24 protein-coding genes are annotated in these 24,669 nt (G+C 60.2%); 11 read left to right on the top strand and 13 right to left on the bottom strand.

Annotated elements, in window-relative coordinates:
- Positions 1–79: 79 nt before the first annotated feature.
- The gene (gene menD / locus ACX80D_RS01280) at positions 80–1,936 is read left to right on the top strand and encodes a 2-succinyl-5-enolpyruvyl-6-hydroxy-3-cyclohexene-1-carboxylic-acid synthase (RefSeq protein ID WP_459320727.1); all 1,857 of its coding nucleotides are present in this window, start codon (positions 80–82) and stop codon (positions 1,934–1,936) included.
- 47 nt (positions 1,937–1,983) lie between these two features.
- On the opposite strand, the gene ACX80D_RS01285 is transcribed toward menD, so the two are convergent.
- The 5 genes from ACX80D_RS01285 to ACX80D_RS01305 all read right to left on the bottom strand — a co-directional run bounded on the left by ACX80D_RS01285 (position 1,984) and on the right by ACX80D_RS01305 (position 6,364).
- Positions 1,984–2,787 (bottom strand): IclR family transcriptional regulator domain-containing protein, encoded by an 804-nt coding sequence (locus tag ACX80D_RS01285; protein WP_459320728.1) that lies wholly within the window; start codon positions 2,785–2,787, stop codon positions 1,984–1,986.
- A gap of 4 nt (positions 2,788–2,791) precedes the next feature.
- Complete coding sequence (locus ACX80D_RS01290; RefSeq protein ID WP_459320729.1) at positions 2,792–3,451, bottom strand: 3-oxoacid CoA-transferase subunit B; 660 nt, start codon at positions 3,449–3,451, stop codon at positions 2,792–2,794.
- The gene (locus ACX80D_RS01295; RefSeq protein ID WP_459320730.1) at positions 3,451–4,146 is read right to left on the bottom strand and encodes a 3-oxoacid CoA-transferase subunit A; all 696 of its coding nucleotides are present in this window, start codon (positions 4,144–4,146) and stop codon (positions 3,451–3,453) included. The genes ACX80D_RS01290 and ACX80D_RS01295 overlap by 1 nt, the downstream gene beginning before the upstream one ends.
- A 9-nt stretch (positions 4,147–4,155) precedes the next feature.
- A complete protein-coding gene (locus ACX80D_RS01300) occupies positions 4,156–5,367 on the bottom strand; it encodes a thiolase family protein (RefSeq protein WP_459320732.1) in 1,212 nt (403 codons plus the stop codon).
- A gap of 76 nt (positions 5,368–5,443) precedes the next feature.
- Positions 5,444–6,364, bottom strand: coding sequence for an alpha/beta fold hydrolase (locus tag ACX80D_RS01305; RefSeq protein ID WP_459320733.1), 921 nt, complete (start codon positions 6,362–6,364; stop codon positions 5,444–5,446).
- Positions 6,365–6,689: 325 nt separating this feature from the next.
- Here ACX80D_RS01305 and ACX80D_RS01310 point away from each other — a divergent pair, with 325 nt between their 5' ends.
- The 5 genes from ACX80D_RS01310 (at position 6,690) to ACX80D_RS01330 (ending at position 10,830) form a co-directional block, all read left to right on the top strand.
- The gene (locus tag ACX80D_RS01310) at positions 6,690–7,583 is read left to right on the top strand and encodes a LysR substrate-binding domain-containing protein (RefSeq protein WP_459320734.1); all 894 of its coding nucleotides are present in this window, start codon (positions 6,690–6,692) and stop codon (positions 7,581–7,583) included.
- Entirely contained in the window at positions 7,580–8,680 is a 1,101-nt protein-coding gene (locus ACX80D_RS01315; protein WP_459320735.1) for an enolase C-terminal domain-like protein, read from the top strand. Before ACX80D_RS01310 ends, ACX80D_RS01315 begins: the two co-directional genes overlap by 4 nt.
- A 32-nt stretch (positions 8,681–8,712) precedes the next feature.
- Positions 8,713–8,991, top strand: coding sequence for a muconolactone Delta-isomerase (gene catC / locus ACX80D_RS01320; RefSeq protein ID WP_459320736.1), 279 nt, complete (start codon positions 8,713–8,715; stop codon positions 8,989–8,991).
- A gap of 331 nt (positions 8,992–9,322) precedes the next feature.
- Positions 9,323–10,177, top strand: coding sequence for a catechol 1,2-dioxygenase (gene catA / locus ACX80D_RS01325; protein WP_459320737.1), 855 nt, complete (start codon positions 9,323–9,325; stop codon positions 10,175–10,177).
- Between the two features lie 101 nt (positions 10,178–10,278).
- Positions 10,279–10,830: a flavin reductase family protein gene (locus ACX80D_RS01330; protein WP_459320739.1), complete on the top strand. Its 552-nt coding sequence runs from the start codon at positions 10,279–10,281 to the stop codon at positions 10,828–10,830.
- Between the two features lie 140 nt (positions 10,831–10,970).
- Here the strand turns inward: ACX80D_RS01330 and ACX80D_RS01335 are convergent, their stop codons facing one another.
- The 5 genes from ACX80D_RS01335 to ACX80D_RS01355 form a co-directional block, all read right to left on the bottom strand.
- A complete protein-coding gene (locus ACX80D_RS01335; RefSeq protein WP_459320740.1) occupies positions 10,971–11,579 on the bottom strand; it encodes a flavin reductase family protein in 609 nt (202 codons plus the stop codon).
- Positions 11,580–11,767: 188 nt separating this feature from the next.
- On the bottom strand, positions 11,768–12,571 hold the full coding sequence (locus tag ACX80D_RS01340; protein ID WP_459320741.1) for an amino acid ABC transporter ATP-binding protein: 804 nt from the start codon (positions 12,569–12,571) through the stop codon (positions 11,768–11,770).
- Positions 12,568–13,542: an amino acid ABC transporter permease gene (locus tag ACX80D_RS01345; RefSeq protein ID WP_459320742.1), complete on the bottom strand. Its 975-nt coding sequence runs from the start codon at positions 13,540–13,542 to the stop codon at positions 12,568–12,570. Before ACX80D_RS01345 ends, ACX80D_RS01340 begins: the two co-directional genes overlap by 4 nt.
- 4 nt (positions 13,543–13,546) lie before the next feature.
- Positions 13,547–14,482, bottom strand: a complete 936-nt coding sequence (locus tag ACX80D_RS01350) for an ABC transporter substrate-binding protein (RefSeq protein WP_459320743.1) — start codon at positions 14,480–14,482, stop codon at positions 13,547–13,549.
- A 210-nt stretch (positions 14,483–14,692) separates the two neighbouring features.
- Complete coding sequence (locus ACX80D_RS01355; protein WP_459320744.1) at positions 14,693–16,063, bottom strand: isochorismate synthase; 1,371 nt, start codon at positions 16,061–16,063, stop codon at positions 14,693–14,695.
- A 123-nt stretch (positions 16,064–16,186) separates the two neighbouring features.
- Between ACX80D_RS01355 and ACX80D_RS01360 the strand changes: the two genes are divergently transcribed.
- The 3 genes from ACX80D_RS01360 to ACX80D_RS01370 are packed head-to-tail and all read left to right on the top strand — an operon-like array spanning position 16,187 to position 19,386.
- Entirely contained in the window at positions 16,187–16,918 is a 732-nt protein-coding gene (locus ACX80D_RS01360; protein ID WP_459320745.1) for a demethylmenaquinone methyltransferase, read from the top strand.
- 45 nt (positions 16,919–16,963) lie between these two features.
- Positions 16,964–18,286: a geranylgeranyl reductase family protein gene (locus ACX80D_RS01365; protein ID WP_459320746.1), complete on the top strand. Its 1,323-nt coding sequence runs from the start codon at positions 16,964–16,966 to the stop codon at positions 18,284–18,286.
- Entirely contained in the window at positions 18,283–19,386 is a 1,104-nt protein-coding gene (locus tag ACX80D_RS01370) for a polyprenyl synthetase family protein (protein ID WP_459320747.1), read from the top strand. Before ACX80D_RS01365 ends, ACX80D_RS01370 begins: the two co-directional genes overlap by 4 nt.
- Positions 19,387–19,570: 184 nt before the next feature.
- On the opposite strand, the gene ACX80D_RS01375 is transcribed toward ACX80D_RS01370, so the two are convergent.
- From ACX80D_RS01375 to ACX80D_RS01385, 3 genes are all read right to left on the bottom strand, one after another.
- Entirely contained in the window at positions 19,571–20,362 is a 792-nt protein-coding gene (locus tag ACX80D_RS01375) for an endonuclease domain-containing protein (protein ID WP_459320748.1), read from the bottom strand.
- Between the two features lie 581 nt (positions 20,363–20,943).
- A complete protein-coding gene (locus ACX80D_RS01380) occupies positions 20,944–21,543 on the bottom strand; it encodes a hypothetical protein (RefSeq protein ID WP_459320749.1) in 600 nt (199 codons plus the stop codon).
- Between the two features lie 75 nt (positions 21,544–21,618).
- The gene (locus ACX80D_RS01385) at positions 21,619–22,038 is read right to left on the bottom strand and encodes a hypothetical protein (protein ID WP_459320750.1); all 420 of its coding nucleotides are present in this window, start codon (positions 22,036–22,038) and stop codon (positions 21,619–21,621) included.
- Between the two features lie 377 nt (positions 22,039–22,415).
- Here ACX80D_RS01385 and ACX80D_RS01390 point away from each other — a divergent pair, with 377 nt between their 5' ends.
- Positions 22,416–23,462 (top strand): ABC transporter ATP-binding protein, encoded by a 1,047-nt coding sequence (locus ACX80D_RS01390; RefSeq protein WP_459320751.1) that lies wholly within the window; start codon positions 22,416–22,418, stop codon positions 23,460–23,462.
- Entirely contained in the window at positions 23,449–24,669 is a 1,221-nt protein-coding gene (locus ACX80D_RS01395) for an ABC transporter permease (RefSeq protein ID WP_459320752.1), read from the top strand. The genes ACX80D_RS01390 and ACX80D_RS01395 overlap by 14 nt, the downstream gene beginning before the upstream one ends.

Below are 24,669 nucleotides of genomic sequence, written 5' to 3' on the forward strand. Positions count from 1 at the left end.
TTCGCGAAACGGGCGAGAGGAGAGAGGCGAGGAGAGGGCGAGAGGCGAGAAGGAGAGCGAAGCGGAGGGGCCGGGGAAGATGGCTAGAGTTAGAAGCGTGACTTTATTGAGCTCGATGGATGCCGCCCGCTACGTTGTTGATGCGCTCGAACGCGCCGGAGTTCGCCACGTGGTGGTGGCTCCCGGCTCCCGCAGCGCCCCCCTGGTCTACGCCCTGGCCGAGGCTGAAACCGACCAGCGGATCACCGCGCATGTACGCATCGATGAACGCGTGGCCGGATTCACCGCGCTTGGCCTGGCCTTGGGCTCGGACAGCCCGGTGGCGATAGTGACCACTTCCGGAACCGCCGTAGGCAATCTGCTCCCGGCCGTGATGGAGGCCAACCACGCGGGGGTGCCGTTGCTGGTGCTGTCCGCCGACCGCCCCGAGGAGCTCCGAGGTACCGGTGCAAATCAGACCACCGTTCAGCTGGACCTTTTTGGCGAGCACGTCCGATTCGCCACCGATGTGGCCGCCGGATCTGACCCCACCAGCGCTATTGCTACTGCTCTGACGGCCGCCAGGGGCAGGCTCGACGGCATCCCGGCGGGCCCCGTCCAGGTCAATTTGGCCTTCCGCGATCCGCTGACCCCAGCACTTGACGGCTCTGAATGGGAGCGGCTGCTGCCGGTCATCGAGACCCCGGACGCCGCGGCTGGGTTCGTGGAGGGACTCCTGACGGACGACGCCGGCACGGACACTGCGCTCAGCGCCGCCGAGGTGGCTCCCGCACCAGAAGACGGGGAAGAGTTCGCGCCTCTAGAGCTCCCGGCCGCTATGTTCCAGACGTCGTCGGTCCACAGAACAGTGGTGGTTGCCGGTCATGGTGCCGGCGAAGAAGCTGAGCTCTTTGCCCGCATGCTGGGCCTGCCGCTGTTGGCTGAGCCGTCTTCCAATGCACGTTTTGGGCCCAATGCCATTGGCCCGTACCGGTTGCTGCTGGAGAAGTTTGGACCAGAGAGCGCTCATCCCATTGAACGTGTGGTGGTTTTTGGCCGGCCAACGTTGTCGCGCCAAATCAGTAATCTGCTTGCTCGCACCGATCTGGAGCGCGCCCTGTTCGTGCCTGTTCCGGTGCCATGGTTTGAACCCGGACACCGCACTGAACTGATTCTGACCCAGTGGGACCAGCTGCTCGGCTTTGCTGGCCGCGGCCCCGAAGGCTGGTTGCAGGCGTGGCAACAGGCAAGCGAACAGGCGGAATCGGCACTTGATTCAACATTGTCGGGGACTGGCAAAGCCACTGGCAGCAGGCCAGAGGGTGGCAAGCTCGCCGCACCAAGCACCCTGAACGGCCCGCAGGTGGCCCGGGCTGTCTGGGAAGCGGCCCAAAAAGATGCAGGAAGCATCCTCATGCTCGGTTCCTCCAACCCGGTCCGCGATGCGGATCTTGCAGGCAGGCCTACCGCCACGAACCAGCTGACTGTGCATGCGAACCGCGGCTTGGCAGGGATCGATGGCACCATCTCGACGGCCACCGGACTGGCGCTCGCCACCGGAAAAACAACGCGAGTGCTCTTAGGTGATGTGACCTTCTTGCACGATTCCGGTGCCCTGAACATTGGCCCTGCGGAGGCATTGCCGCAACTGCAAGTCATCGTGTTGAACGACGGCGGCGGCGGTATCTTCTCAGTCTTGGAGCACGGAAGGCTGGCGGAGGCACCCAACTATGCAACCGCCGTCGAACGTTTCTTTGGGACCCCGCATACAGCCAACCTGGGAGCGCTGGCCGCGGCCTTTGGATGGAGCCATGTTTCGGTGGGCACCGCGACGCAGCTCGCCAAGGCGCTGGCTGCGCCCGTGTTGTGGCCATGCATCATTGAGGTCGAAGCCTCGGACCGGGCCAGTTTGCGGGAGTTGCACGCGGGTATCGCTGAGGCTATAGCCGCCAGCTAACTGGTGGCCAGCAGCTTCGAGGCGGTCGCAGCGGTTAACCGTGGCTGCTATTTTCCTGCTGCGAGATCGGCGGAAATCTGCTCGGCGGTGCGCAGCAGCTGGGCCCGCACATTGTCCAGAAACGCTGCGGGATCCTCGCGGGCGTTGACGCTCTGTACCTGAAGCGAGACATTGACCGCGGCCGTGACGGCTCCGGAGGAGTCATATACCGGTGCTGCCGCGGACATGAGACCCATCTCCAGCTCTTGGTCAAGCAGGCACCAGCCCTGGCTCCGAACCTCGTCCAGTATCCGGCGAAGCTCGGGCTCGGTCGACACGCCCTTGGGTGTCATGGGTGTGACAGGATGCGAGGCGAAATAGCCGTCAAGCTCGGTGGCGGGCAGACCAGCCAGCAGTACCCGTCCCATCGAGGTGGCGTGTGCGGGGAAGCGGGTGCCCACGGTGATGCCCACGCTCATGATGCTCCGAGTGGCGACCCTGGCAACGTAACTGATGTCGCCGCCGTCGAGCACGGCCGCCGACGTCGATTCGCCCAACAGTGCGGACAGCGTCTGCAGGTGCGGCTGGGCGAGCTGGGGCAGAGTCAACGCGGACAGATAGGAATACCCCAATTGCAGCACCGCCGGGGTGAGTGAAAAAATCCTGCCATCCGTGCGGACATAGCCCAACTCCACCAGGGTGTGAAGGAAGCGGCGGGAGGTGGCCCGGGTCAGCGAGGTACGCTGGGCCACCTCGGTCAAGGTCATGGCCGGATTCTCGGCGTCGAACGCCCGGATGACGGACAGCCCACGGGCCAGAGACTGCACGTAATGATCGCTGGCTACGGGCGGGGCGGTCTGCGCTTCGGTCATCCGTTTATCCTAAAGCCATTTCCAAAGGCACCGAGATGCGTTCCTGCAGCTCCTCCAGCGTGGTGCCGAAGATTTCGCGCACACGAACGCCGTCGGCGGTGATCAGGAAGACGGCGTCATTGGTGTAAATGCGGGTGACACAGCCAACGCCAGTGATCGGGTACGTGCACGCCTCCACCAGTTTGGAGGAGCCGTCCTTGGCGAACAAACTCATCATGACATACACCTCCTTGGCACCTGTGGCCAGATCCATTGCACCGCCGACGGCGGGGATCGCGTCGGGTGCCCCAGTGTGCCAGTTCGCGAGGTCTCCGCCGGCGGAAACCTGGAAGGCACCGAGCACACAAACATCCAGGTGGCCGCCGCGCATCATGGCGAAGGAGTCCGCATGGTGGAAGTAGGAGGCTCCGGGCAGTTCAGTGACGGGGATCTTGCCTGCATTGATCAGGTCCTCATCAATGTCGTCCCCGTGGGCTTCCGGCCCCATACCGAGCATGCCATTCTCGGTGTGCAGGGTGACGGCCTGCTCCGGGCGCAGGTAGTTCGAGACGAGGGTGGGCTGACCAATACCAAGGTTGACGAAAGAGCCGGCCTTGATATCGGAAGCCACCAAGGCAGCCAGCTCGTCACGGCCCAACCGGACGCTATTTTCTTGCGTGCTCATTACTTTGCCCCAAGTTCTGCCGCTGCCGGCGTGATTGCGTTGATCTGCACAATAGTGTTGACGTAGATCCCGGGCGTGATGACGTTTTCCGGATCCAGTTCGCCAGCGGCCACAATACTGCCGACCTGGACGATGCTTTCCTTTGCCGCGGCGGCCATGATGGGGCCGAAGTTGCGCGCGGTTTTACGGTAGATCAAGTTCCCGGCACTGTCCGCCGTCAGGGCCTTGATGAGCGCGTAGTCGGCGTGAATGGGGGTTTCGTAAACGTGGCCGCGGCCGTCGATCATCCGGGTTTCCCTGCCTTCGGCGAGCATGGTGCCGTAGCCTGTGGGAGTGAAGAACCCGCCGATTCCAGCCCCTGCGGCCCGGATCCGTTCGGCCAAGTTGCCTTGCGGAACCAGTTCCAGTTCAATCTCCCCGGCCCGGTAGGCCGCGTCAAAGTGCCACGAATCGGACTGCCGGGGGAAAGAGCAGATGATCTTGCGGACCCGGCGTTCCTTGATGAGCAAAGCCAAACCTGCGTCGGCCTGGCCGGCGTTATTGTTGACAACGGTCAGGCCTGTGGCGCCGCCGTCGAGCAGGGCGTTGATGAGTTCCATGGGCTGGCCGGCGTTGCCGAAGCCGCCGATCAACACGGTGGAGTTGTCCCGGATACCTGAAACGGCCTCGGCCGCGGAGCTTGCGATGGTGGGCATATTCTTCCCTTACTTGTTCGAGGTGGTGACGTTTTCCAGGACGACGGCGAGTCCCTGGCCCACGCCGATGCAGATCGCGGCCACGCCCCACCGCTCGCCCGATGCTTGGAGGCTGCGAGCCAGCGTGCCCAGAAGGCGGGTACCGGACGCGCCCAGTGGGTGCCCCATAGCGATGGCCCCGCCGTGTTGGTTCACGATTCCCGGCTCAATGCCCCAGGCGTCAATGCAGGCCAGTGACTGTGCGGCAAAGGCTTCATTAAGTTCGACGGCGCCCACCTGGTCCCAGCCGATTCCGGCCTTCGCGAGGGCGCGGTTCGCGGCTTCGACAGGTCCGTAGCCAAAGAACTGCGGGTCTACACCCGCCGCTCCGCGCCCGGCGATCCGGGCCAGCGGAGCCATCCCGAGAATGTCAGCAGCCGCCTCCGAGCCGATCCATGCAGCTGACGCACCGTCAGACAGGGGTGAGGCGTTCGCGGCCGTCACGGTTCCGCCCTCCGCCCCATCAGCCTCGGGGCGGAAGGCGGTCTTGAGTCCGGCCAGCTTCGCAGCGTTGGAGCCTGGGCGGATGCTCTCATCGCGGAGCAGTTCGGTGCCGGGAACTGCAGTCACTAGCTGATCGTAGAAGCCGCTATTCCATGCCGCGTCGGCCAAGGTGTGGGAGTTGGCAGCGAATTCATCCTGACGTTCGCGGGTGATGCCATATTTTTCACGCAACTGTTCGGTGGCCTCGCCCAAGGACACCGTCCATTCTTTGGGCATGGCGGGGTTGACTAAGCGCCAGCCCAGCGTGGTGGAGGACAAAGCCAAATCCCCGGCCGGGTAGGGCCGTTCGGTCTTGGGCAGCACCCATGGCGCACGGCTCATCGATTCCGCCCCGCCCACCAGCATCAGATCAGCGTCGCCGACGTTGATCTGGAGCGATGCGATGATCGCCGCGTCGATGGAAGAACCACATAGCCGGTTTACGGTGGTGCCGGGAATGGAGGTGGGCAGGCCCGCCAGCAACGTCGCCATGCGGGCGAGGTTCCGGTTTTCTTCGCCGGCGCCATTGGCATTGCCGAACACCACCTCATCAATGCGCTCCACATCAAGCTTCGGCGCGCGGGCCACGGACTCACGCACCACATGCGCAGCCAGATCATCGGGGCGGACCCCAGCCAGTCCGGAGCCAAACTTGCCAAAGGGGGTGCGGACAGCGTCGTACAGGAATGCATGGTTCATGGGAGTTCATCCTTTAGTTCTGTGGAGTGGGGCTCGCCGTCGGTAATGGCTTGGCGATCCAGAATGCGGGTTGGGGTCAAGGCCGGACTCTTTCGATCAGCCCGCTCAGCAGGCGGGCGACCTCGGTGGGCGCTTCGGCCGGAGCCAGATGGCCTACGTGCGGGAGGGTTACCAGTGTGGCCACCGGATCCGGGGGGGGTTTTGATTCGGATGCGCTTTGGGTGGCCCCAGCGTTCACTGCCGCCACCATGTCCTGCATCATGTCCGGGGTTGCCACTTGGTCCTCGTCGCCGGCCACGGCTAGTAGTGGGACGCGGATCCGTCCCAGTTCGTTGCGGACGTCAAAGCCGGCCAGAGCCTGGCAGCAATGGGCGTAACTGAACTGGTCGGCATCGCGAAGACCGTTCAACAGCTCGCTGGTCAGTACCGGTTCCCGGTCGGTGAAACCTGCAGCAAACCAGCGCTGCGCGGAACCTTCAATCATGACGTTGGTGCCCAATGTCCGGACGGTTTCGGCCCTGTCCTCCCAAGCCTCCGGAGTGCCGAGCTTCGGCCCGGAGCACTGGATAGAGAGGCTGAGGATCCGGTCCGCGTGGGTGATTCCTAACTGAAGTCCGACGGCGCCACCCAAGGAAACACCGGCGTAGTGGAAGCGTGCGCCGGGAGCTATTGAGTCCACGAGCCCGACGACGGCCTCCGCCAATTCGGCCACCGTGAACGGTGCCTGCGATGCGGGGGAGGTGCCATGGCCGGGCAAGTCCCAGGCCACCACGTCAACGCCAGTCACCTTCGTGCCTGTCGCGTCGACCGTTGCGCCGTCCGCGTCCGCACCCAGGAGTCCGCCCACCTCTTTCCAAAGCACGGAAGAGGTTCCGAGGGAGGCGCCCACTACCAGTAACGGCCGGTTTCCCAGTGGGCGTGCCGGCGAGAGCAGCACGGCCTTGACTGCGGGCACGAGTGTTGTCGCGGCAACGCCGGTATCTGGCATGTCATTCATGGTGAGCTCCTTTGGAGTGGACGTCCAGGGCTTTGAAGGTTTCCTCGCCGGTGGCCGTATCGGGGACTTAAGCCACGATACGGGAAAGTTCACTATTTGTACATGAGTTCGCATGGCGAACAATTGGAGGAGGTGCGAGCGTTGCCGGTTGCTAGTGTTCCGCGTCCTAAAGCAGTGCCGCGAATCTCGTTGAGTGGTGACCAGGTGAATGACTTATATTCAAAAGGTCTGAATCTGGCGAAAGTTCGTATTTCCCATAAGTAATCTTTGCGTCCTAATCTGGCAGGGGAGCGTATCCGTTCCTGCTAACCGAAGGGTGGACGTCGTGGAAGTGCGCCAGATGCGGTACTTCGTTGCGGTGGCTGAGGAAAAGCACTTCGGACGTGCGGCCCAACGCTTACACATGGCGCAGCCCCCGCTCTCTCAGCAGATCAAGGCACTCGAAGAGCAAGTGGGCGCCCAATTGTTGATTCGAACCACCCGCAAGGTTGATCTCACTGCGGCCGGTGAATTGCTGCTGGTTCGGGCTCGGCTGCTGCTGGCCGAGATTGAAAAGCTCGAACAAGACGTCAAGCTTGTGGGCCAGGGCGCCAGCGGTGTGCTGCGGATCGGAGTTTCCGGTACCGCAACGTACAGGTTGATGCCGGTGATCGTTCAAGCAGCGCGGATCCATATGCCTGGTTTGCGCCTGAGCGTTCATGGCGAGATGCTCACCCCCGAAATGGAAATCGCCTTGGAGGAACAACGTGTGGATGTCGCAGTTTTGCGCCCACCGATCCGTTCAAATCAACTGAGCTTAAAGTTCTTGGAAAAGGACGAACTGGTTGTGGCTCTGCCAGAAGATCATGAACTGGCCTCACGCGGAATGCTCGAGCTTTCGGAACTCGCTGAGGAACCCTTCATTACCTACCCGGGGAGCTCCGCGGTCAATACGATCTCCACAGAGGCCTGCCGGCAGGCGGGCTTCAGTCCCCACGTTGTTCAGGAGACCCAAGAAACTTCCACCCTGCTGTCCTTTGTTGCGGCAGGGATGGGCGTGGCATTGGTTCCCGCCGCCCGGCGCATGTTCGCTCTGCAAGGCATTGTGTTCCGCCAGTTGCGCAACGCGCCTGCCGTCGATCTTGCCGTCGCGTGGAAAACAGATACCGAAACCGCTCTGCTGAAAAAGTTTTTGGACCTCTTTGACGGTTCAGCCCCCACGGAAGGAAACCCGGCGTGAAGATCCTGCGCATCGAAGCGGTCCCTTATTCAATTCCCTATAACCATCCTCTGAAATTCGCCAGTGGCCAGGTGACGGACGCCGAACACGTTCTGGTACGTATCCATACCGACGATGGACTCATAGGTGAGGCCGATGCGCCACCGCGCCCCTACACCTATGGTGAAACTCAAACATCGATTATCACCATCATCGAAAGTATCTTTGCTCCGCAAATCGTAGGGCTCGACCCCTTCGATCGCGGCAAGATTCACGAAGTCATGGACCGCACCATTCACAATCAAGTGGCCAAGGGCGCCCTGGACATAGCGCTGTGGGATCTGATGGGCAAGGCGCTTGGCACTCCAGTGCACAAGTTGCTCGGTGGTTACACCGATTCGATGCGTGTCTCACACATGCTTGGCTTCCGACCGGCCCAAGAATTACTCGATGAAGCTCTGCGTTTTGGTGAAGAGTATGGGATCACCACCTTCAAGCTAAAGGTGGGGCGCCGCCCGCTGGCCCTGGATATCGAGGCTTGCCACGTATTGCGCGCCGGACTGGGCGAAGATGTGGAACTCTATCTCGATGCCAACCGCGGCTGGAGCGCCAATGAGGCCATGGAAGTATTGCGCCGCACCGAAGGCCTAGGGCTGACTGCGCTGGAAGAACCCTGCGATGCGAAGGAGGCCATGAGCCGCCGTCGTCTTGTGGAAAAATCCCCTATCCCCATTGTGGGTGACGAATCTGTACCCACCGCGGGAGATGCTTCGCGCGAACTACTCTCCGGTGGCTCGAACGCGATCTGTATCAAAACCGCACGCAGTGGATTCACTGAGGCCACTGAGATCCTGGGATTGTGTACCGGCCTTGGGGTCGATGTGACCATGGGTAATCAGATCGACACGCAGATTGGATCGTTGGCCACGGTCACCTTTGGTGCCGCTCACGAGGCCACCACGCGCCGTGCCGGCGAGCTGTCCAATTTCTTGGACATGTCCGATGACCTATTGGCTGACCCGATCCGCATCAACGGTGGCCGCATTTCGGTGCGTAATGAGCCTGGTGTTGGCGCCGCTGTCGATGCAGACAAGCTCGCCCGTTACCGCCAGAACTAGAAATTCTTAGCAAAGTACTCACAGGAGGCACAATGATATTTCTCGCCCGCATGGATGTAACTTTCCCGGCTCACCTGACCCAAGAGCAGATTGTGGATTTCACTGCTCGCGAGAAGGAGTATTCCGGTGCCCTGCAGCGCAGCGGCAAGATGGCCGGTATCTGGCGCATCGTCGGCGAATATGCCAACCACTCGATCTTTGACGTCGAGTCCAATGACGAACTGCACCAGATCCTCAGCGGGTTCCCGATGTACGCCTACATGAAAATCAAGGTCACACCGTTGGCTAAGCATCCGAACTCGATCCGGTAGGCGGATCGTTGGCGGGATCTCCGCCAACCCCTAGAGCTCATCGGCAGGGGGTCGCGTCATCATGACGCGACCCCCTGCTTTTCTCTGCTCGCTGTGGCTCATTGTGGGGTGTGCACTCTGTGTTGAGTATGGCGTTGAAGTGGCGCGCCATGCACTGAACGCAAACTAATACGTTTGCCATATCAATAGAGGTTAAAAAAGTATTTCCCTCTTCTTAATATGCGGCATACATTGAATGCATGCATAGTCGCTGTGACAGCAATCACTGCAGTATGTGATGCCGAACCAGTTCATCCACACCCCCTCCAGCAGGAGATAGAAGGAGAAATTCGTGAGCACCGAAACCACCGCCACAGCAGCCGCTTCAGGTAACGCAGCCACCGACCGTTTTCGCCAGTCAGGCAAGACCTCCGCTGTTGTGGCCGACGTCGAGCGCGTTAACCTGCTGGCCAGCAAATTGATCAAGGCAGCCAACGACATAGTCCTCGAAGAGCGCGTGAGCTACGACGAGTTCAACGCCCTCAAAGCATGGCTGATCAAGGTCGGCGAAGACGGTGAATGGCCGCTGTTCCTGGACGTCTGGCTCGAGCATTCCGTCGAGGAGGTCGCCACCGACCACCGCGAGGGCAACAAGGGCTCCATCGAGGGCCCGTATTACATCCCGGACGCCCCGGAGCAGAAGTCCCCGGCCAAGATCTCCATGCGCGACGACGAGAAGGGCACTCCGCTGCTCTTCCAGGGCCAAGTCCGTTCCACTGATGGTTCGGCACTGTCTAACGCCAAGATCGAACTGTGGCACGCCGACGAAGAGGGCTTCTACTCGCAGTTCGCCCCCAACATCCCGGACTGGAACCTGCGTGGCAGCTTTATCGCTGATGCGGAAGGCAACTTCCAGATCAGCACCATGCAGCCTGCGCCGTATCAGATCCCCACCGACGGTGCCTGCGGTCAAATGATCGCTGCCGCCGGCTGGCACGCCTGGCGTCCAGCTCACCTGCACCTGAAGGTCTCGGCACCGGGCCACGAACTGCTCACCGCCCAGCTGTACTTCCCAGGCGACGTGCACAATGACGACGACATCGCTACCGCGGTGAAGCCGGAACTGCTGCTCGAGATCCACCCGGCCACCGAAGGTTCCGGCGTGCAGGCCACCTACGACTTCGTGCTCGACCCCGAAGCCAAGTAGATCACTGCACTTACCTCGTCACGGCGGGGTCTTTCGGAAGCAATTCCGAAGGACCCCGCCGTTTTCGTCACCCGGTACCTCCATCTGAAAGAGAGTCTGCAATGAGCCAGGAAACCATGTTGAACTCGGTGGATGCGAGCCGCCTGCGGAGCGCATTTGGCAGATTCATCACGGGCGTTACCGTGGTCACCACACAAGGGACGGACGGAAAGGCCTACGGCGCCATGGTGACGGCGTTTGCCGCGGTGTCTCAGGACCCTCCGCTGGCCCAAATCACCCTGACCCGCAGCTCCAGGGCAGCCAAGCTCCTGGACGGGGCGACCTTCGCGATCAACATTCTCGCGGCACATCAGATAGAGGTTGCCAGGCACTTCGCGGGCGTGGCGCAGGACATCGAACCGGAATGGGTTCTCAGCGGAAATGTTCCGGTGCTGGCGGGTAACGCAGCCACGCTGGAATGCCGCGCCTGGAACAACTATGACGGCGGGGACCACATCATCGTAGTCGGTGAAGTCCGTTCACTTTCGGTCAGTGACGCGGAGCCGTTGCTCATCCATGAAGGTGCCTTCCACCGCCTCGGTGAGCGGCTCGAGAAATCTCAGGACGGCGACTGGTTCGCCGGAGCTAAGTCCTTCCAGCCGTTTACCCCGTAGCAACATTGAGTCTCGCCATCCGGCGGCATGTGTCACCGGGCCGTCATGGACAGCGCTAGGCAGTAGATCCGCGCCGCAGAAACGCAGCGCATCAGGGCAGAGCCTCATGATGGTCTGGGCAGATCAACTGACATCTTGTTCTAGCGTGGCCTCAGGAGATCAAAGCGCCCCTCGGCAAGAATCTCGAAGTAGGCGCTTGGGCCGCCCGCGCGCAAGATGGGTTGGGCCAGAGCCGTCTGGTAGATCCCCTCGGGAATCATGGCCTCATCGATGTGAACCGCAACAACTTCCCCGATGGTGAGCACTCCGGTTGATGGGGTCCCGTCTGCTCCGCGCAATGTGATGATGTCACTGACCCGGCACTCGAAGCTCACGGGAGAGGCGGCGACACGGGGCGCACTGATGTCGACCGAATCAGCGGCTTCCAATCCGGAGGCGGTGAATTCGTCGAGGTCGGCAGTAGCTGACGTCGCGTTCATCTGCTCCGCGAGGGCGCGTGTGACGAGGTTCCAGGTGAATTCACCGCTGAGCTCAGCATTGAGGGCAGTGTGCTTGCGGACGGTAGAGGAGAAGCCAATGAGCGGCGGTGTGTAAGAGAAGGCATTGAAGAAACTGTACGGTGCCAGATTCCGAACGCCGGTAGGGGAAAGTGTGCCAATCCAGCCGATTGGCCGGGGCCCCACAATTGCATTGAACGGATCATGCGGAAGCCGGTGGCCCTCTGCCGGGCGATAGAAGTGCGAGGTCATCGCTCCATCTAACCACCGTTCGACGGCAGTAGAGTTTTAATCCAGCGCCCGTGGTCAGCAGCTCGGTGACACAAGAGGAGGGCGATGCAGCCCCGGAGCGGGGATGGATTTTGGTAGGTCGCTCAGCGACCGAGAAAATCTTACTGCCCGCGAGGGGATGCACCGCCCTCCGGGCGGGTAGAACGCCGTTAGAGAACGCGGCTGAGGAACTCCTTGGTGCGTTCATGTTGCGGGTTGGCGATGATGTCGCGCGGATTACCGCTCTCTACCACCACGCCCCCGTCCATGAAAGTCAAGGTGTCGCCTACCTCGCGGGCAAAACCAATCTCGTGAGTCACCACAATCATGGTCATACCGGACTTGGCCAGGTTCTTCATGACTTCCAGAACGTCGCCCACCAACTCGGGATCCAGAGCGGAGGTTGGCTCATCGAAGAGCATCAACTCCGGTTCCATGGCTAGGGCGCGGGCAATGGCAACACGCTGCTGCTGCCCACCGGAAAGCTGGGACGGGTAGAAGTTGGCGCGGTCGGACAAGCCCACCATCTCCAACAATTCCAGCGCCTTCAGTTTTGCGGTTGCCTTGGACTGCCGCTTCACCTGAGTGGGAGCTTCAATCACGTTTTGCAGGGCGGTCTTGTGCGGGAATAGGTTGAAACGTTGAAACACCATGCCAATTTCTCGACGCTGCGCAGCGATCTGCTTGGTGTTTAGATCGTGCAACTTCCCGTTGACCTCCCGGTAACCGATCAGATCATTATGCACGTAAATACGGCCTGCGCTGAGGGTGTCCAGAAGGTTGATGCATCGCAGTAACGTGGATTTGCCCGAACCTGACGGGCCAATGATCACGGAAACCTCGCCCGGGTTGACGGTCATGTCGATGCCCTTGAGTACATGATGTTCGCCGAAGAACTTGTGTACACCTTGGATTTCCACGAGTGGTTTCACTGCGGCTGCGTGAGAGTTAGTCGCTGAAGCGGTATGGGTCATGACTTGCCTCCGTCCGTGGTGTCATCAGTGGTCGTGGGTGGAACGGCGTGCGCAGCAGCCACAGCAGCAGTAGCCTTGACCGGCGCCTTCGTGACGTTATCTACACCCTTGCCGAAGTGCCGTTCAATGTAATACTGGCCAACCATCAAGACCGAGGTTATGACCAGGTACCAGAACGCCGCAACCATGAGCAGCGGGATGGGCAGAAACGTCCGGCTGGCCAATGCGTTGGTCACGAACGTTAGATCCAGCGTGAACGGTACGGCCAAGACCAGTGAGGTGGTCTTGAGCATGCCAATTGTTTCGTTGCCTGTGGGAGGGATGATGACGCGCATGGCCTGAGGCAAAATGATCCGCCACATGACCTTGGAGCGGCGCATGCCGAGAGCCTCAGCGGCTTCCATCTGGCCGTTATCCACCGACTTCAAACCGGCACGGAAGATCTCTGCTAGGTAGGCGGACTCGTTCAAACCCAAACCAACAATGGCAGCAACCGTGGCATTGATAACCGTGGCCGTATCCCATGAAAGAAGTTCCGGCCCAAACGGGACGCCCACAATGATCTTCGGGTACAGCACACCCACTGAACCCCAGAACAACAGCTGGGTGTAAACGGGTGTGCCCCGGAAGAACCAAACCCAGACCCAGGAAACGTACCGGAAGAGGGGGTTGTCCGACTGGCGCATGAACGCCAGCAAGATAGCCAACACGATGGCAATGACCATCGAGCTAGCGGTCAGGATCAGTGTCCAGCCCACACCTTGAATGACAAGAACATCAAAAACGTAGGTGCGGAAGGTACCCCAATAGAACTTGGGGTTGGTGGTCATCGACTGGATGGCCAGAATAACCACCAGCAAGATGAGGGCCGCGCCTACCCACCGCCACGGGTGGCGGACGGGAACCGCGTCAATGCGTTCCACGTCCGCCCCCGGGCCGTAGGAGGCCCGGAATGAGGATCGCCGGCTCAAGGGATTAGCCCGCCGTCGGGTTCAGTACGGCCTTGGTCAGCGCGCCGTCCTGGTTGTTCCAGCTGGTTAGGATCTTGGTGTAGCTGCCGTCGTCGATGAGCTTGTTCATGACCTTTTCGATGACCTCAGCGAAGGCCATGTCGTCCTTAGCGATCGCAATACCCTGCTCGGCGGAGTCGTACGCTTCTCCGAGTGTTTCCAACTGGCCGTTGGTCTTAGCCAAGGCGTTGTTGATGATGGGGGTGTCAGCGCTCATGGCGTCGATGGTGCCGCCCACCAGACGGGTGGTGACGTCGGTCTGGTTCTTCAGGGAGACGATGTCAATGGCCGGCTTGCCTTCAGCAACGCACTTGGCCGAACGGTCTTTCACATCAGGGTCTTCTTCAACGGTGCCTGTCTGGACGCCGATCTTCTTCCCGCACAGGTCATCCATGCTGATGCCCTTGGGGTTGTCCTTCTGAACGGCCCACAGAACGCCGGCGTTGAAGTAGCTGACAAAGTTCACAGCCTTGGATCGCTCGGGGTTGATGGTGAAGGAGGAGATGCCCAGATCGTAAACAGAACCGATCTTAGGAATGATTGCGGAGAAATCTGAAGTTTGGACAACAGCCTTTTTGCCCAGTGTGGCGGCGATGGCTTTGGCAATGTCCACGTCGTAGCCGATGGGAGTCTGGCCGTCTACGTCCAAGAACTCCGCGGGCTCGTAGGAGGTGTCGGAACCAACGGTCAGGGTTTCCTTGTCCTTCAAAGATGCCGGAAGTAACGCGATCAAAGCGTCGTCCTTGGCCACGGTGGTGGGATCGAAAGAGGCTGCCTGTGAAGATCCGGGGCTGCTTTCGGGGCCGCCATCCTGGGAAGCCGTGGTGCAGCCCGTGAGCGCCAAGGTCGCAACGGCAAGGACGGCTGCGCAGCGCAGGCCCAGCTTGGATGAAATTTGCATTGATTACCCTTTGTGTAGTCCCTAAGGAGCCAGCATTTGACATCTAGTGTAACCCTGCGTGATATGCGTCACGGTCAACAGGACTTTACTATTGAACAACTTTAGAGGGTGCAGCGCAAGGCCAGAGAGGCTGTTTGTCTCTGGAATACAGCACTCAAACGTGGCTAATCCAAGGTAGCCCAGGATTAGCGAGTTGGATTGACGGCGGCTTTAGGAGTGGTTTGGCAGCCTCAAGGCTTGCAGCATGGGCCGGAATTTCGCCCATGTCTCGGCCAGCTCAGCCTCCGGGTCCGAGGCTTCCACGATGCCTGCGCCAGCGTAAAGCCGCACCGAATGAGCATCCTCCAGAACGGCTCCGCGCAGGGCAATGCCCCATTCGCCGTTGCCGGCTCCATCGAGCCAGCCGACCGGTCCGGCGTAGGGTCCGCGGTCCATTTTCTCCAATTCCAAGATGAGCGTTGCAGCCTCTTCCCGGGGCGTTCCGCACACCGCAGCAGTGGGATGTAGGGCCTCAACTAAGGCTAAGGAGGTGGGTATGTGCCCATTCGAACTAGCCAACTGGGCGGTGACATCGGAGGCCAAATGCCACACATTGGGCAGTTCCAAAATGAACGGTTCCGCCGGAAAGGACAGGTCGGTAGCGAAGGGGGCCAGCTGCCGCGTGAGAGAGCGGACGGCAAAATCATGTTCCTGGCGCTGCTTGAGGGAGCCGCCCAAGACGGTCGCTGCGAAGCCGGTGGAACCGGCGGGTTCGTCTTCACGGTCAAGGGTTCCTGCGAGCACTCGAGCCTGCGCCGTCGCGCCATCCACTTTGATTAGCATCTCGGGAGTGGCGCCTACCAATCCGCGGACGCCGTAGGTCCAACATTCGTCGTACAGTCCCACCAATCGTTGCAGAATCGAAACCCTGCTGACCGGTGTAGGGAAGGTTGCCAGAACATCGCGGGCCAGAACTACCTTCTCTAGTCCGCCGTGGGCGATGGCAGCAACCCCAGCCCGTACGGAGTCCTTCCATTGCTCTTCGGTGAGTGCCCCGGGACGCACGGTCCCCTTGGAGGAGGTATCCGGCGTCGAACTTTCACGGGCTGAAGTAGAAGAGGAGGAAGAGGAAGATGCCAGCTCTCGTAGAAGAGCCAATGCTGATTCGGCTGTGGGGATGCTGCCGTCCAGAGAGAGCTGGGTCAACCAGGCTGTGCCGGCGGAGAAGCCCACCACTAAGGCCGGGACCACCAGCACGGATTTGGCGGCGCTGGTTTTTGAGAAGGCGAAGGAGCCAAAAGCCATGGCGCCGGTCCCGGGCATGCGGATGGAATCATCCACATTGGCGGTGGCAAGGAGGGATTTCCACCACTGTTCGGCGTCGGAAAAGCGGGAGACGCCGGTGCCAGCGTAGGAGACGATTTCACCAAAGCCCACCAGGCCTTCACCGCGGCGCAACCAACACAGAGGCCCGTCGGAGGAGTCGAGGGAGTTTGCGGAGCCCGAGTCCAAAAGCGCGCCAGGGTTGGAGATGCCAAGCTCCGCCAGCATGGACGGTGCCAGGGCCACAGTGAGGGCGCGCAGTGAATGGGAATCAGTCATGATGAGTCCAGATTACTCGCTGGGGCCGCAAAATCCGGTGTACCGGCGGTGTGATGGCCCACAAGCTGCCTCTGGGGTGCCCCCTAATGCGCGAAGCTGGACAAAGTTTGAGAGACTAAGGAGGTGAACCGTGCATCTTTGGAGAAGCGTCCGGAAGAAATGGCCGCCATGTTTGACGACGTGGCCCCCAAATACGACATCGTCAACGATATTTTGTCCATGGGACAGACACGTCGTTGGCGGCGAATCGTGGTGGACGCCGTAGGCGCAGCGCCTGGTCAGCGGGTCCTGGACCTCGCAGCTGGAACCGGCACCTCGAGCGAACCGTTCGCCGACGCTGGCGTGAATGTGGTGGCCTGCGACTTCTCAGTAGGCATGCTCAAAGTGGGCAAGCGCCGCCGCCCGGACATTGATTTCATTGCCGGAGATGCCACAAATCTGCCCTTTGCGGATAACTCCTTTGACGCCTCCACTATCTCTTTTGGGTTGCGCAACGTGGTGGATCCGAAGCAGGCGCTGCGTGAAATGCTGCGCGTGACCAAGCCCGGCGGCAAGCTGGTGGTGGCTGAGTTCTCGCACCCCACCTTTGCCCCGTTCCGCACCGTTTACACCGAATACTTGATGCGCGCACTGCCGCCCATCGCTAAAAAAGTGGCCTCCAACCCCGACGCGTACGTGTATCTGGCGGAGTCCATTCGGGTTTGGCCCAACCAGGACAAACTCTCCGCATGGCTCACCGAAGCCGGCTGGGAATCCGTGGCCTACAGGAATTTGAGCGGAGGCATTGTGGCCGTTCATCGGGCCGTGAAGCCCCTGACTGCCGCCGTCGCTGACTCAGCCAGCGCCATTCGCTAAACCGTTCGCAAGCTCATCCGTTTACCGTAAGGAACCCCACCCACCGTGAAGGTACTGATAGTAGGTGCCGGTCCCGCCGGATCCACCGCGGCCTGGCACCTAGCATCCGCTGGGATCGAAGTCACCGTGTTGGAGAAGACTCGATTCCCGCGCGAAAAGGTCTGCGGCGACGGCCTCACCCCGCGTGCCGTACGCGAAATGCAGCTCATGGGCCTGCCGCACGACCCCTCCGAAGGCTGGCGCCGCAACAAGGGCCTGCGCCTGATCGCCGGCGGGCGCCAGATCGAGGTGCCGTGGCCCGAACTCACTGACTTCCCCAACTACGGCCTCATCCGCACCCGCCTGGGCTTTGATGAATCGCTCGCCAGCCATGCGCGGGCAGCCGGGGCGCAGATCCTAGAGGGTCACTCGGTGACGCAGACGCTAACTAACGACGCCGGAACTGTGGTGGGTGCCCGGGCGGCACTTGTCGATGAGGCTGGCCGGAAGACGGGCGAAACCGTGGATTTCCACGCCGATATAGTGCTGGCAGCGGATGGGAACTCCACCCGCACGGCTGTCTCGCTGGGGCTTGAGAAACGTGATGACAGGCCCATGGGCGTGGCTTACCGGACTTACTTTACCTCGCCACGTCACGAGGACGACTGGATGGAGGGCTGGCTGGAGCTCCCTTCCCCGGATGGCCGGACGCTACCCGGATATGGATGGGTGTTTGGCGTGGGCGACGGTACCTCCAACGTTGGCCTGGGCATTTTGAACACCTCCAAGGAATTCGGCAAGCTGGACTACCGTGCGGTGTTGCGCGACTGGACGGCAAGCATGCCCGGTGAATGGGGTTTTACGCCGGAAAACCAGGTAGGTGCCATTAGAGGCGCAGCTCTGCCCATGGCTTTCAACCGCACACCGCATTACTCAGAGGGACTACTGCTGCTGGGAGATTCCGGCGGCATGGTGAGCCCCTTCAATGGCGAGGGTATTTCCTACGCCATGGAATCGGGCCGCTTTGCAGCTGAACATATTGTTCAGGCAGCTGGCACCAATTCACGCTTGGCCGCCGATCACGTACTCTTCAACTACGGCACACTTGTCCGCGAGCAGTGGGGTAGCCACTTCACCCTGGGCAGGGTCTTCGCGTCACTAATCGGCAATCCCGCCATTATGAAGTTGGCCCTGCGCTCAGGCATGAGCGTGCCGGTGCTTATGCGTTTCGTAGTGCGTCTGATGACGAATCTCTCCGACACGGACAACCGCGGTTTTGAGGATAGAGTGATTCATCTACTGGAGAAGCTCGTCCCAGCTACCAGTAACCAGGACATTACCCGCACATCCAAGCAAGATTCCCTACCAAAAGTTAGTGTTAAGCAGTGACTACTTCCGCGAACCACAGCTGGACCCATGCCGGGCAAGGACGCCCGGAATCTGAGAATCCCAATCCCAGCACCATGACGCTTGCCACGGGGCTGCAACTGCCGTCCGGTTTTACTGCCGTGGCAGAGGACCCGGAGCTAGGGCCGTCCATTTCGATGGGCATGGCCCGGGTGGAAAAAGTGTTGCGTGAAGCAATCACCCATTCCGATCCCCTTGCAGATGCCACCAGCCGCCACTTGGTAGAAGCTGGCGGCAAACGCATCCGCCCGCTGTTGGCTCTCCTTGCTGCCCACCTCGGGGACCCGGGCCGGGCAGAAGTGGTACAGGCCGCCGTCGTCGTTGAGCTGACGCACTTAGCCACGCTCTACCACGACGACGTGATGGACTCCGCGCCATTCCGCCGCGGAGCACCCACAGCCCACGAGGTGTGGGGAAACACTGTTGCCATCCTGACCGGGGACCTCTTGTTCGCCCGTGCGTCAATCCTTGTCTCTGCTCTCGGTGGTCGGGCCTTGGAAATTCAGGCCCGCACCTTCGAGCGCTTGTGTCTGGGACAGCTGCACGAGACCGTTGGTCCGCGCGAAGACGAAGACCCCATTGAGCATTACCTCTCCGTGATTGCTGACAAGACAGGTTCACTCGTTGCTGCTTCGGGGCAGCTTGGCGCCATTTTCGGTGGAGTGTCAGAGGCGGGCCAAGAGGTGTTGTTGGAATATGGCGAAAAGGTTGGTGTGGCCTTCCAGCTCGCTGACGATGTCATTGACGTGACCGGGCTCAAGCAGGTTTCAGGAAAGTCGCCCGGAACCGATCTGCGCGAAGGCGTTCCCACGCTGCCGGTGCTGTTGCTGCGTAAGGCTGCTGTCGCCGGCGATAACCAGGCTGCTGCCGCCTTGGCGTTGGTTGATGGCGATCTGACCAGCGATGAAGCTTTGGCTGAAGCTGTCAAGGCCCTGCGTGAGCACCCTGTCACGCTGGAATCCTGGGCCGTGGCTCGCGAATGGTCCGATGCTGCCATCGCAGCTCTGGCACCGCTGCCTGAGGGAATTGTCAAGACGGCCCTGGCCAGCTTTGCTGAAGCGGTGGTTTCCCGCGACGTTTAGCACTGGCTGGCTCTCTGCTCGATTCCGTCCGTTGCTTGCTCGAGTGCGCAGATAACGTACGGTTTCTGGCTCGATTCCGTCCCTTGCTTGCTCGAGTGTTCACTTAGCGTACGGTTTTGGATCATTTGAGGCTCTCGGCGTACGTTATGTGCGCACTGACCAGCGGGTCCGTGTCTGTGGCGTACTAGTCGAAGTCTTTGCGAACGCCGAGTGCTCCCTGCAATGACTGTCTGGCCAGATTTTTAGGATCGGGCCAACCGCCGCGCACCAGCATCCGCGCCAGCTTTGTCACTGCGATGAGCCCGCCATTGCGCATGTCCTCTTTGCGGAGTACCACCTGATGCCAGCCTGATGATTGGGTAATAAAGTCACGGTCACGGTCCTTGGCCTGCTGTTCTAGAGAATCATGATGTGCGCCGTCGTACTCGGTACAGGTTTTATACTCGGGGCAGGCCAGATCAGGTTCCACTAACGGTTTTCCGGCGGGGTCTTTGATCTTGTAGTTGGTCGCGAACTCTGGCAGACCTGCTCGGGTGATGAGCAGCCGGAGTCGAGTTTCTGGCGGTGAGTCCACCCCAACCTTGACTAACATCATGGCGGCCTTTAGCTTGGACATTCCTCGAGCACCAGCGTGCCGGGCGAGGTAAGACAGCAAGATGGGCAGTTCCACCATGGCGATTTTGGTACGCCCATTAATGCGTTGATGGGAGCAGACAAGCTGGTCGCCTATGATCACCAGCTCATCGAGGCTGAGCAGGGGTGCAATGTCTAGAAAAGTACGCGCCGCGGAGGTGACAGGAATCCCGCCAATTTCATCAATGTCATGGCGGTCTAGATCTAGGCGGTGGCCCTTGACGTGTCGCCGCCTAGGCGATGCGCACCCTGTAGGTCTGGTCAGGTCCAGAAGCTGACCATCTTTGAACCTGGAGGGCAAGAACAAGCCGTGAATCTTCGCCGCAGTGATATGGCTGACCACGCTGTTGCCCGTTAGCTGAGTGTAAGGACGGCAATGGTCAAGGAGTTCGCAGTCAACTGTTTGAGGTACCCGCACGCCCCGGCTTGGTTTCGATAAATCACCTGCTCGGATGCGGCGCTCGGATAAGCGTGCTTGACGGGCTTGGGCGAGAGTGAAAGGCCGGAGGGCAAGATGCAATGGGAGCTCTTTTGGATTTCTCATGCTTCCAGTAACTCTGAAAATGAGACCGTGTGGGCGCCGAAAAGTGCTAAAGCAGCAAATCTGTGGATAACGCATGCACTAGTCCTGACGGACAGCACAAGTAATGGGGCTGTGGAGGAATATCTTGGACAACTAGGCAGGCTCTGGCAGTTAGTTGAGCGGTGCGAACCAGACTCGAGTGTGCATTTAACGTACGGTTTGGAGCTGAAAGTGGTCGGAACCGTACGTTAAATGAACACTCGGCACGGGCTGGGCGGAACGGCGGAACGGCGGAGCACGGCAGCCCAGGTGGAGAAGGAATCGCCGCCGGATGGAGCACCCGTAGCGGCGCGCGGTCAGCGAGAACTGGCTCTAGCGATCGGGAGAGCGAACTCCGGCGATCAGCTCTTGCCGCCTCGCCTCGGAATTGCAAACGGGCTTACGCCTTCGGCGCTGTCGTTCCAGTGCGTGGGTGTGTTCCGGCGTCGAGCTTCTGCCTCGGAAGCGGTGGCCAAGCCGGCGTCGTCAACGCTGACCATCACCCCACTGTGTTGGAGGTTGAAGAAGCGGATCACAATACGGCGGCCGTTGACGTTCCACACACACGCCTGAACCACAGGATCATGCCAAGGGTTGGAGCCCTCTCCGTAGCGCGCCGTGAGCTGGCTGTGAATGTCTGCGAAACCTTCACGGGTGGAGGGATTGTCTGTGCTCATGGAGGAGTAGAGCTGCATGCTGATCCCTAGGAATTTTCCGCTGTAGGACGTCCACGAGGAAGAGATCTCACCGCCGGCCAGGGGTGTGCGCAACGAGTAGTGCGCCACGGCGGGAACTGCGCTGGCCTCATCCCATGCTGCTCCCGAGACGAACCCCAAGCGTTCAAACCACGCCTTGCGGTCGAAGTCGGAACGGGGCCACATCCCCTCAACCAACTTTTCGACCAGGCTAACGATTGCAGCCGGGTCCGGATTCAATGCGTTTGTGGGCTCCTGTGCGTTCATAACGCCACGCTACCGCTACCGGATGAATATTCCCATAGCTCGCGTTACGCAGTTATTCTGCGCAGTTGCGCAGGATCAGTCCTCGTCGCCAAAAACCCAGTCGAGCATGTCGAACACGAACTCGCTGAAGGTGCCTTCTTCGTTGATCCACACGCCTGTGGCATTGTTGCGGCGCCAAACGATGGGATCGGGAACGTCCACTTGGTCTACCAATATGCCCCAGGTGTAGGCCTCGTCCTCGTCCTCAAGGAACAGGAGGTAACCGTCTTGTATTTCCAGCTCTTCGGGATCCCAGAAGTAGTAGTACGCCTCCATGAGATCCTCGCAGTTGCCCACGGCGTGCAAGAATTCCCGCAATGCCAACGGCACCGTGATCTGCAATTCTGCAAAGACTGCGTCCAGATCCGCCCACGTGATGCCGTCGGCTTCTTGCCAGGGCTCCTCCAGGTACAACGGAACCAGGCCGCGGAACTTCTCTACGAACATGTCAGACATTCAGATCTCCAGAAACTAGCAACAGGTAGCAAATCGCTTTAGGTCAATCCTATCTGCGCCGGGGCAACCAGAGCACCCAGCTACGGGAGGCTAGCAGCACACGCCAACCATGGCGAACGCTCAGCATGTGCAAAGAGAAAACGGCGACGGCGGCGACGCTCCCGGTAGCTAGAATCAGCCAGCCTAGGCCATTGCCCAAGTGCCATGGCCCAGTGGCCAGTGCGGAGCCAATAAAAGCAGGTATCGCGTACAGGTCCTGTGGGTCGAAAGCCTAGGGCACTTCAATGGCGGTCATGTTGCGCAGAATGCCAGGTCTAGTCCCACCATGGAACGGATTTCTTGACGCCACCGAACCGAATTGTGACTACGCTGAGGGCATGAGCCCCGCCCAGCCGTTGATTCATGTTCAGGACTTCCACATGCACTTTGGCGCTAAAAAGGTCATCGAGGGGCTCTCCTTCGATGTGGCACGCGGAGAGACGTTTGGGTTTTTGGGCAGTAACGGCAGCGGAAAAACGACGACGATCCGGGCCCTGCTGGGTATCTACCGGCCCACCTCGGGAACCTTGGAGATCAACGGCAAGGTATTCAGTGACGACTTTGGCGCCCGGCTTGGCTATCTGCCCGAGGAGCGCGGCCTGTATAAAAAGGAGTCGGTGCTGGATGTCATGAGCTATTTTGGGCGGCTCAAGGGTTTGTCTAAACAGGAAGCGCGGGCTTTTTCGCGGGAGTACTTGGACAAAGTTGACCTCGCCGACAAAGCCGATGTGCGGGTGGACAAGCTCTCTGGCGGCGAGCAACAAAAGGTGCAGTTGGGTGTGACCATCATGAATGATCCAGAGCTGCTGATTCTGGATGAACCCACCAAAGGCTTTGATCCGGTGAACAGGCGCTTGCTGATGGACATTATCGAGGAACGCAAGGAAGCGGGAGCCACGGTCATGATGATTACCCACCAGATGGAAGAAGTGGAACGGCTCTGTGACCGGATCATCCTGCTCAAGAACGGCAAAGCTGAGGCTTACGGCACCATTGACCAGGTCCAAAACCAGTTTGGTGGCCGAACTATCAAGCTCAAATACTCCGGGACACTGCCGCTCTCGCACCACTACGACATCACGCTCCAGGAAACCAATTACGCCGAGCTGTCACTGGATGATTCTGTGGATGAATCGGCAGTGTTGAAAGAACTAGTCCTCGCCGGGGTAGTGGTGCGCGGCTTCGTGGCGGCCAAACGTAGTTTGGAGGACATCTTTATTCAGGTCTACGGTGAAGCGGGCGGCGAGGTGGGCGGTGAAGCGGGCGGCGACGCCGGCCCCGGCTCCGGACCCGGACCAGGCGCCAGCCGCAGATCTAGCCGGTTCGCCGACCGCGGCCTGCGCCGAAAGGGCCGGAAGGGAGGCGGCACAGATGGCACGCCATAACTTGGGCACGGTGGTGCACTTTGAATTCACCAGGACGGTGAAGAAGCGGCGGTTCTGGATAGCCACCTTGGCCATCCCGGTATTACTGGGAATTGTTTTTGCCTTGGTCTTCGCTAGCAATTCCAGCACGCAGGAGCGTTCCGATGCGCAAAAGAATCAAACGTTAGTCTTCAGCTATTCGGATGCTTCCGGGCTCATTGACCCCCAACTAGCCACGGCCATGGGTGGTGCCATAGAACAGGACCCTGGGACCGCCGTCGACCGTGTCAAGGAAGGCGCACTCAACGCATACTTCAGTTTCCCGGCCAGTATCGGCAAGGACCCGGTGCGGGTCTACGGGGCGGATCAAGGCATTTTCAAGAACGGCAGCTACGACGCCGTGGCCAAACAACTCGTGGTGCTTTCAGCGCAGCAAGAGGTAGATTCGGCGGAGTTGACGGCGGCCGTGCAGGGGAGTTTTAGCACCGAGTTGCAGACGTTCAAGGACGGACAAATTTCCGGTGGACTCGAAACCGTGGTTCCGCCGTTGCTATTTCTGGTGCTGTTTTACGTGGTGATCATTTTGCTGGCGAACCAGATGCTCGCATCGACGTTGGAGGAGAAGGAAAACCGGGTCACGGAGATGATTCTGACTACCTTGAACCCGACAACGCTGGTGGTGGGTAAGGTCATTTCGCTGTTTCTGGTGGGTGCGGTGCAGTCTCTGGTGTTTGCCACGCCCATGGTGCTGGGCTATATCTTCTTCCGAGATCAGCTGGCGCTGCCAGACTTTGACCTCTCCAATCTGCAATTCCAGTTCCTACCCATGCTGATTGGAGCCCTGCTGCTCATTGGTGGTTTCATCCTGTTCACGGGCGTTCTAGTGAGCATCGGGGCGGTGATGCCCACGGCCAAGGACGCCAGCGCGGTGTTTGCCCCTGTCATGATCATGATGTTCATCCCGTTCTATATTGTGACGATGGTGGTCAGCGACCCGGGTTCGGTCATTGTGCAAATATTTACCTTCTTCCCCTTCACCGCACCCATCACGGCCATGCTGCGCAACGCGTTCGGCTCGCTCAGCGGGGGAGCGGCGGCCATGGTGATTGTTGAATTGTTCGTGTTTGGGTTCCTCGCGCTGCGCATTGCGGTGCACCTCTTCCGCTACGGATCCATCGAATACAGCCGCAAGCTCTCCCTGCGCACAGCCTTCGCCCGGAAGTCCTGA

Source organism: Arthrobacter sp. Sr24 (genome assembly GCF_054511175.1).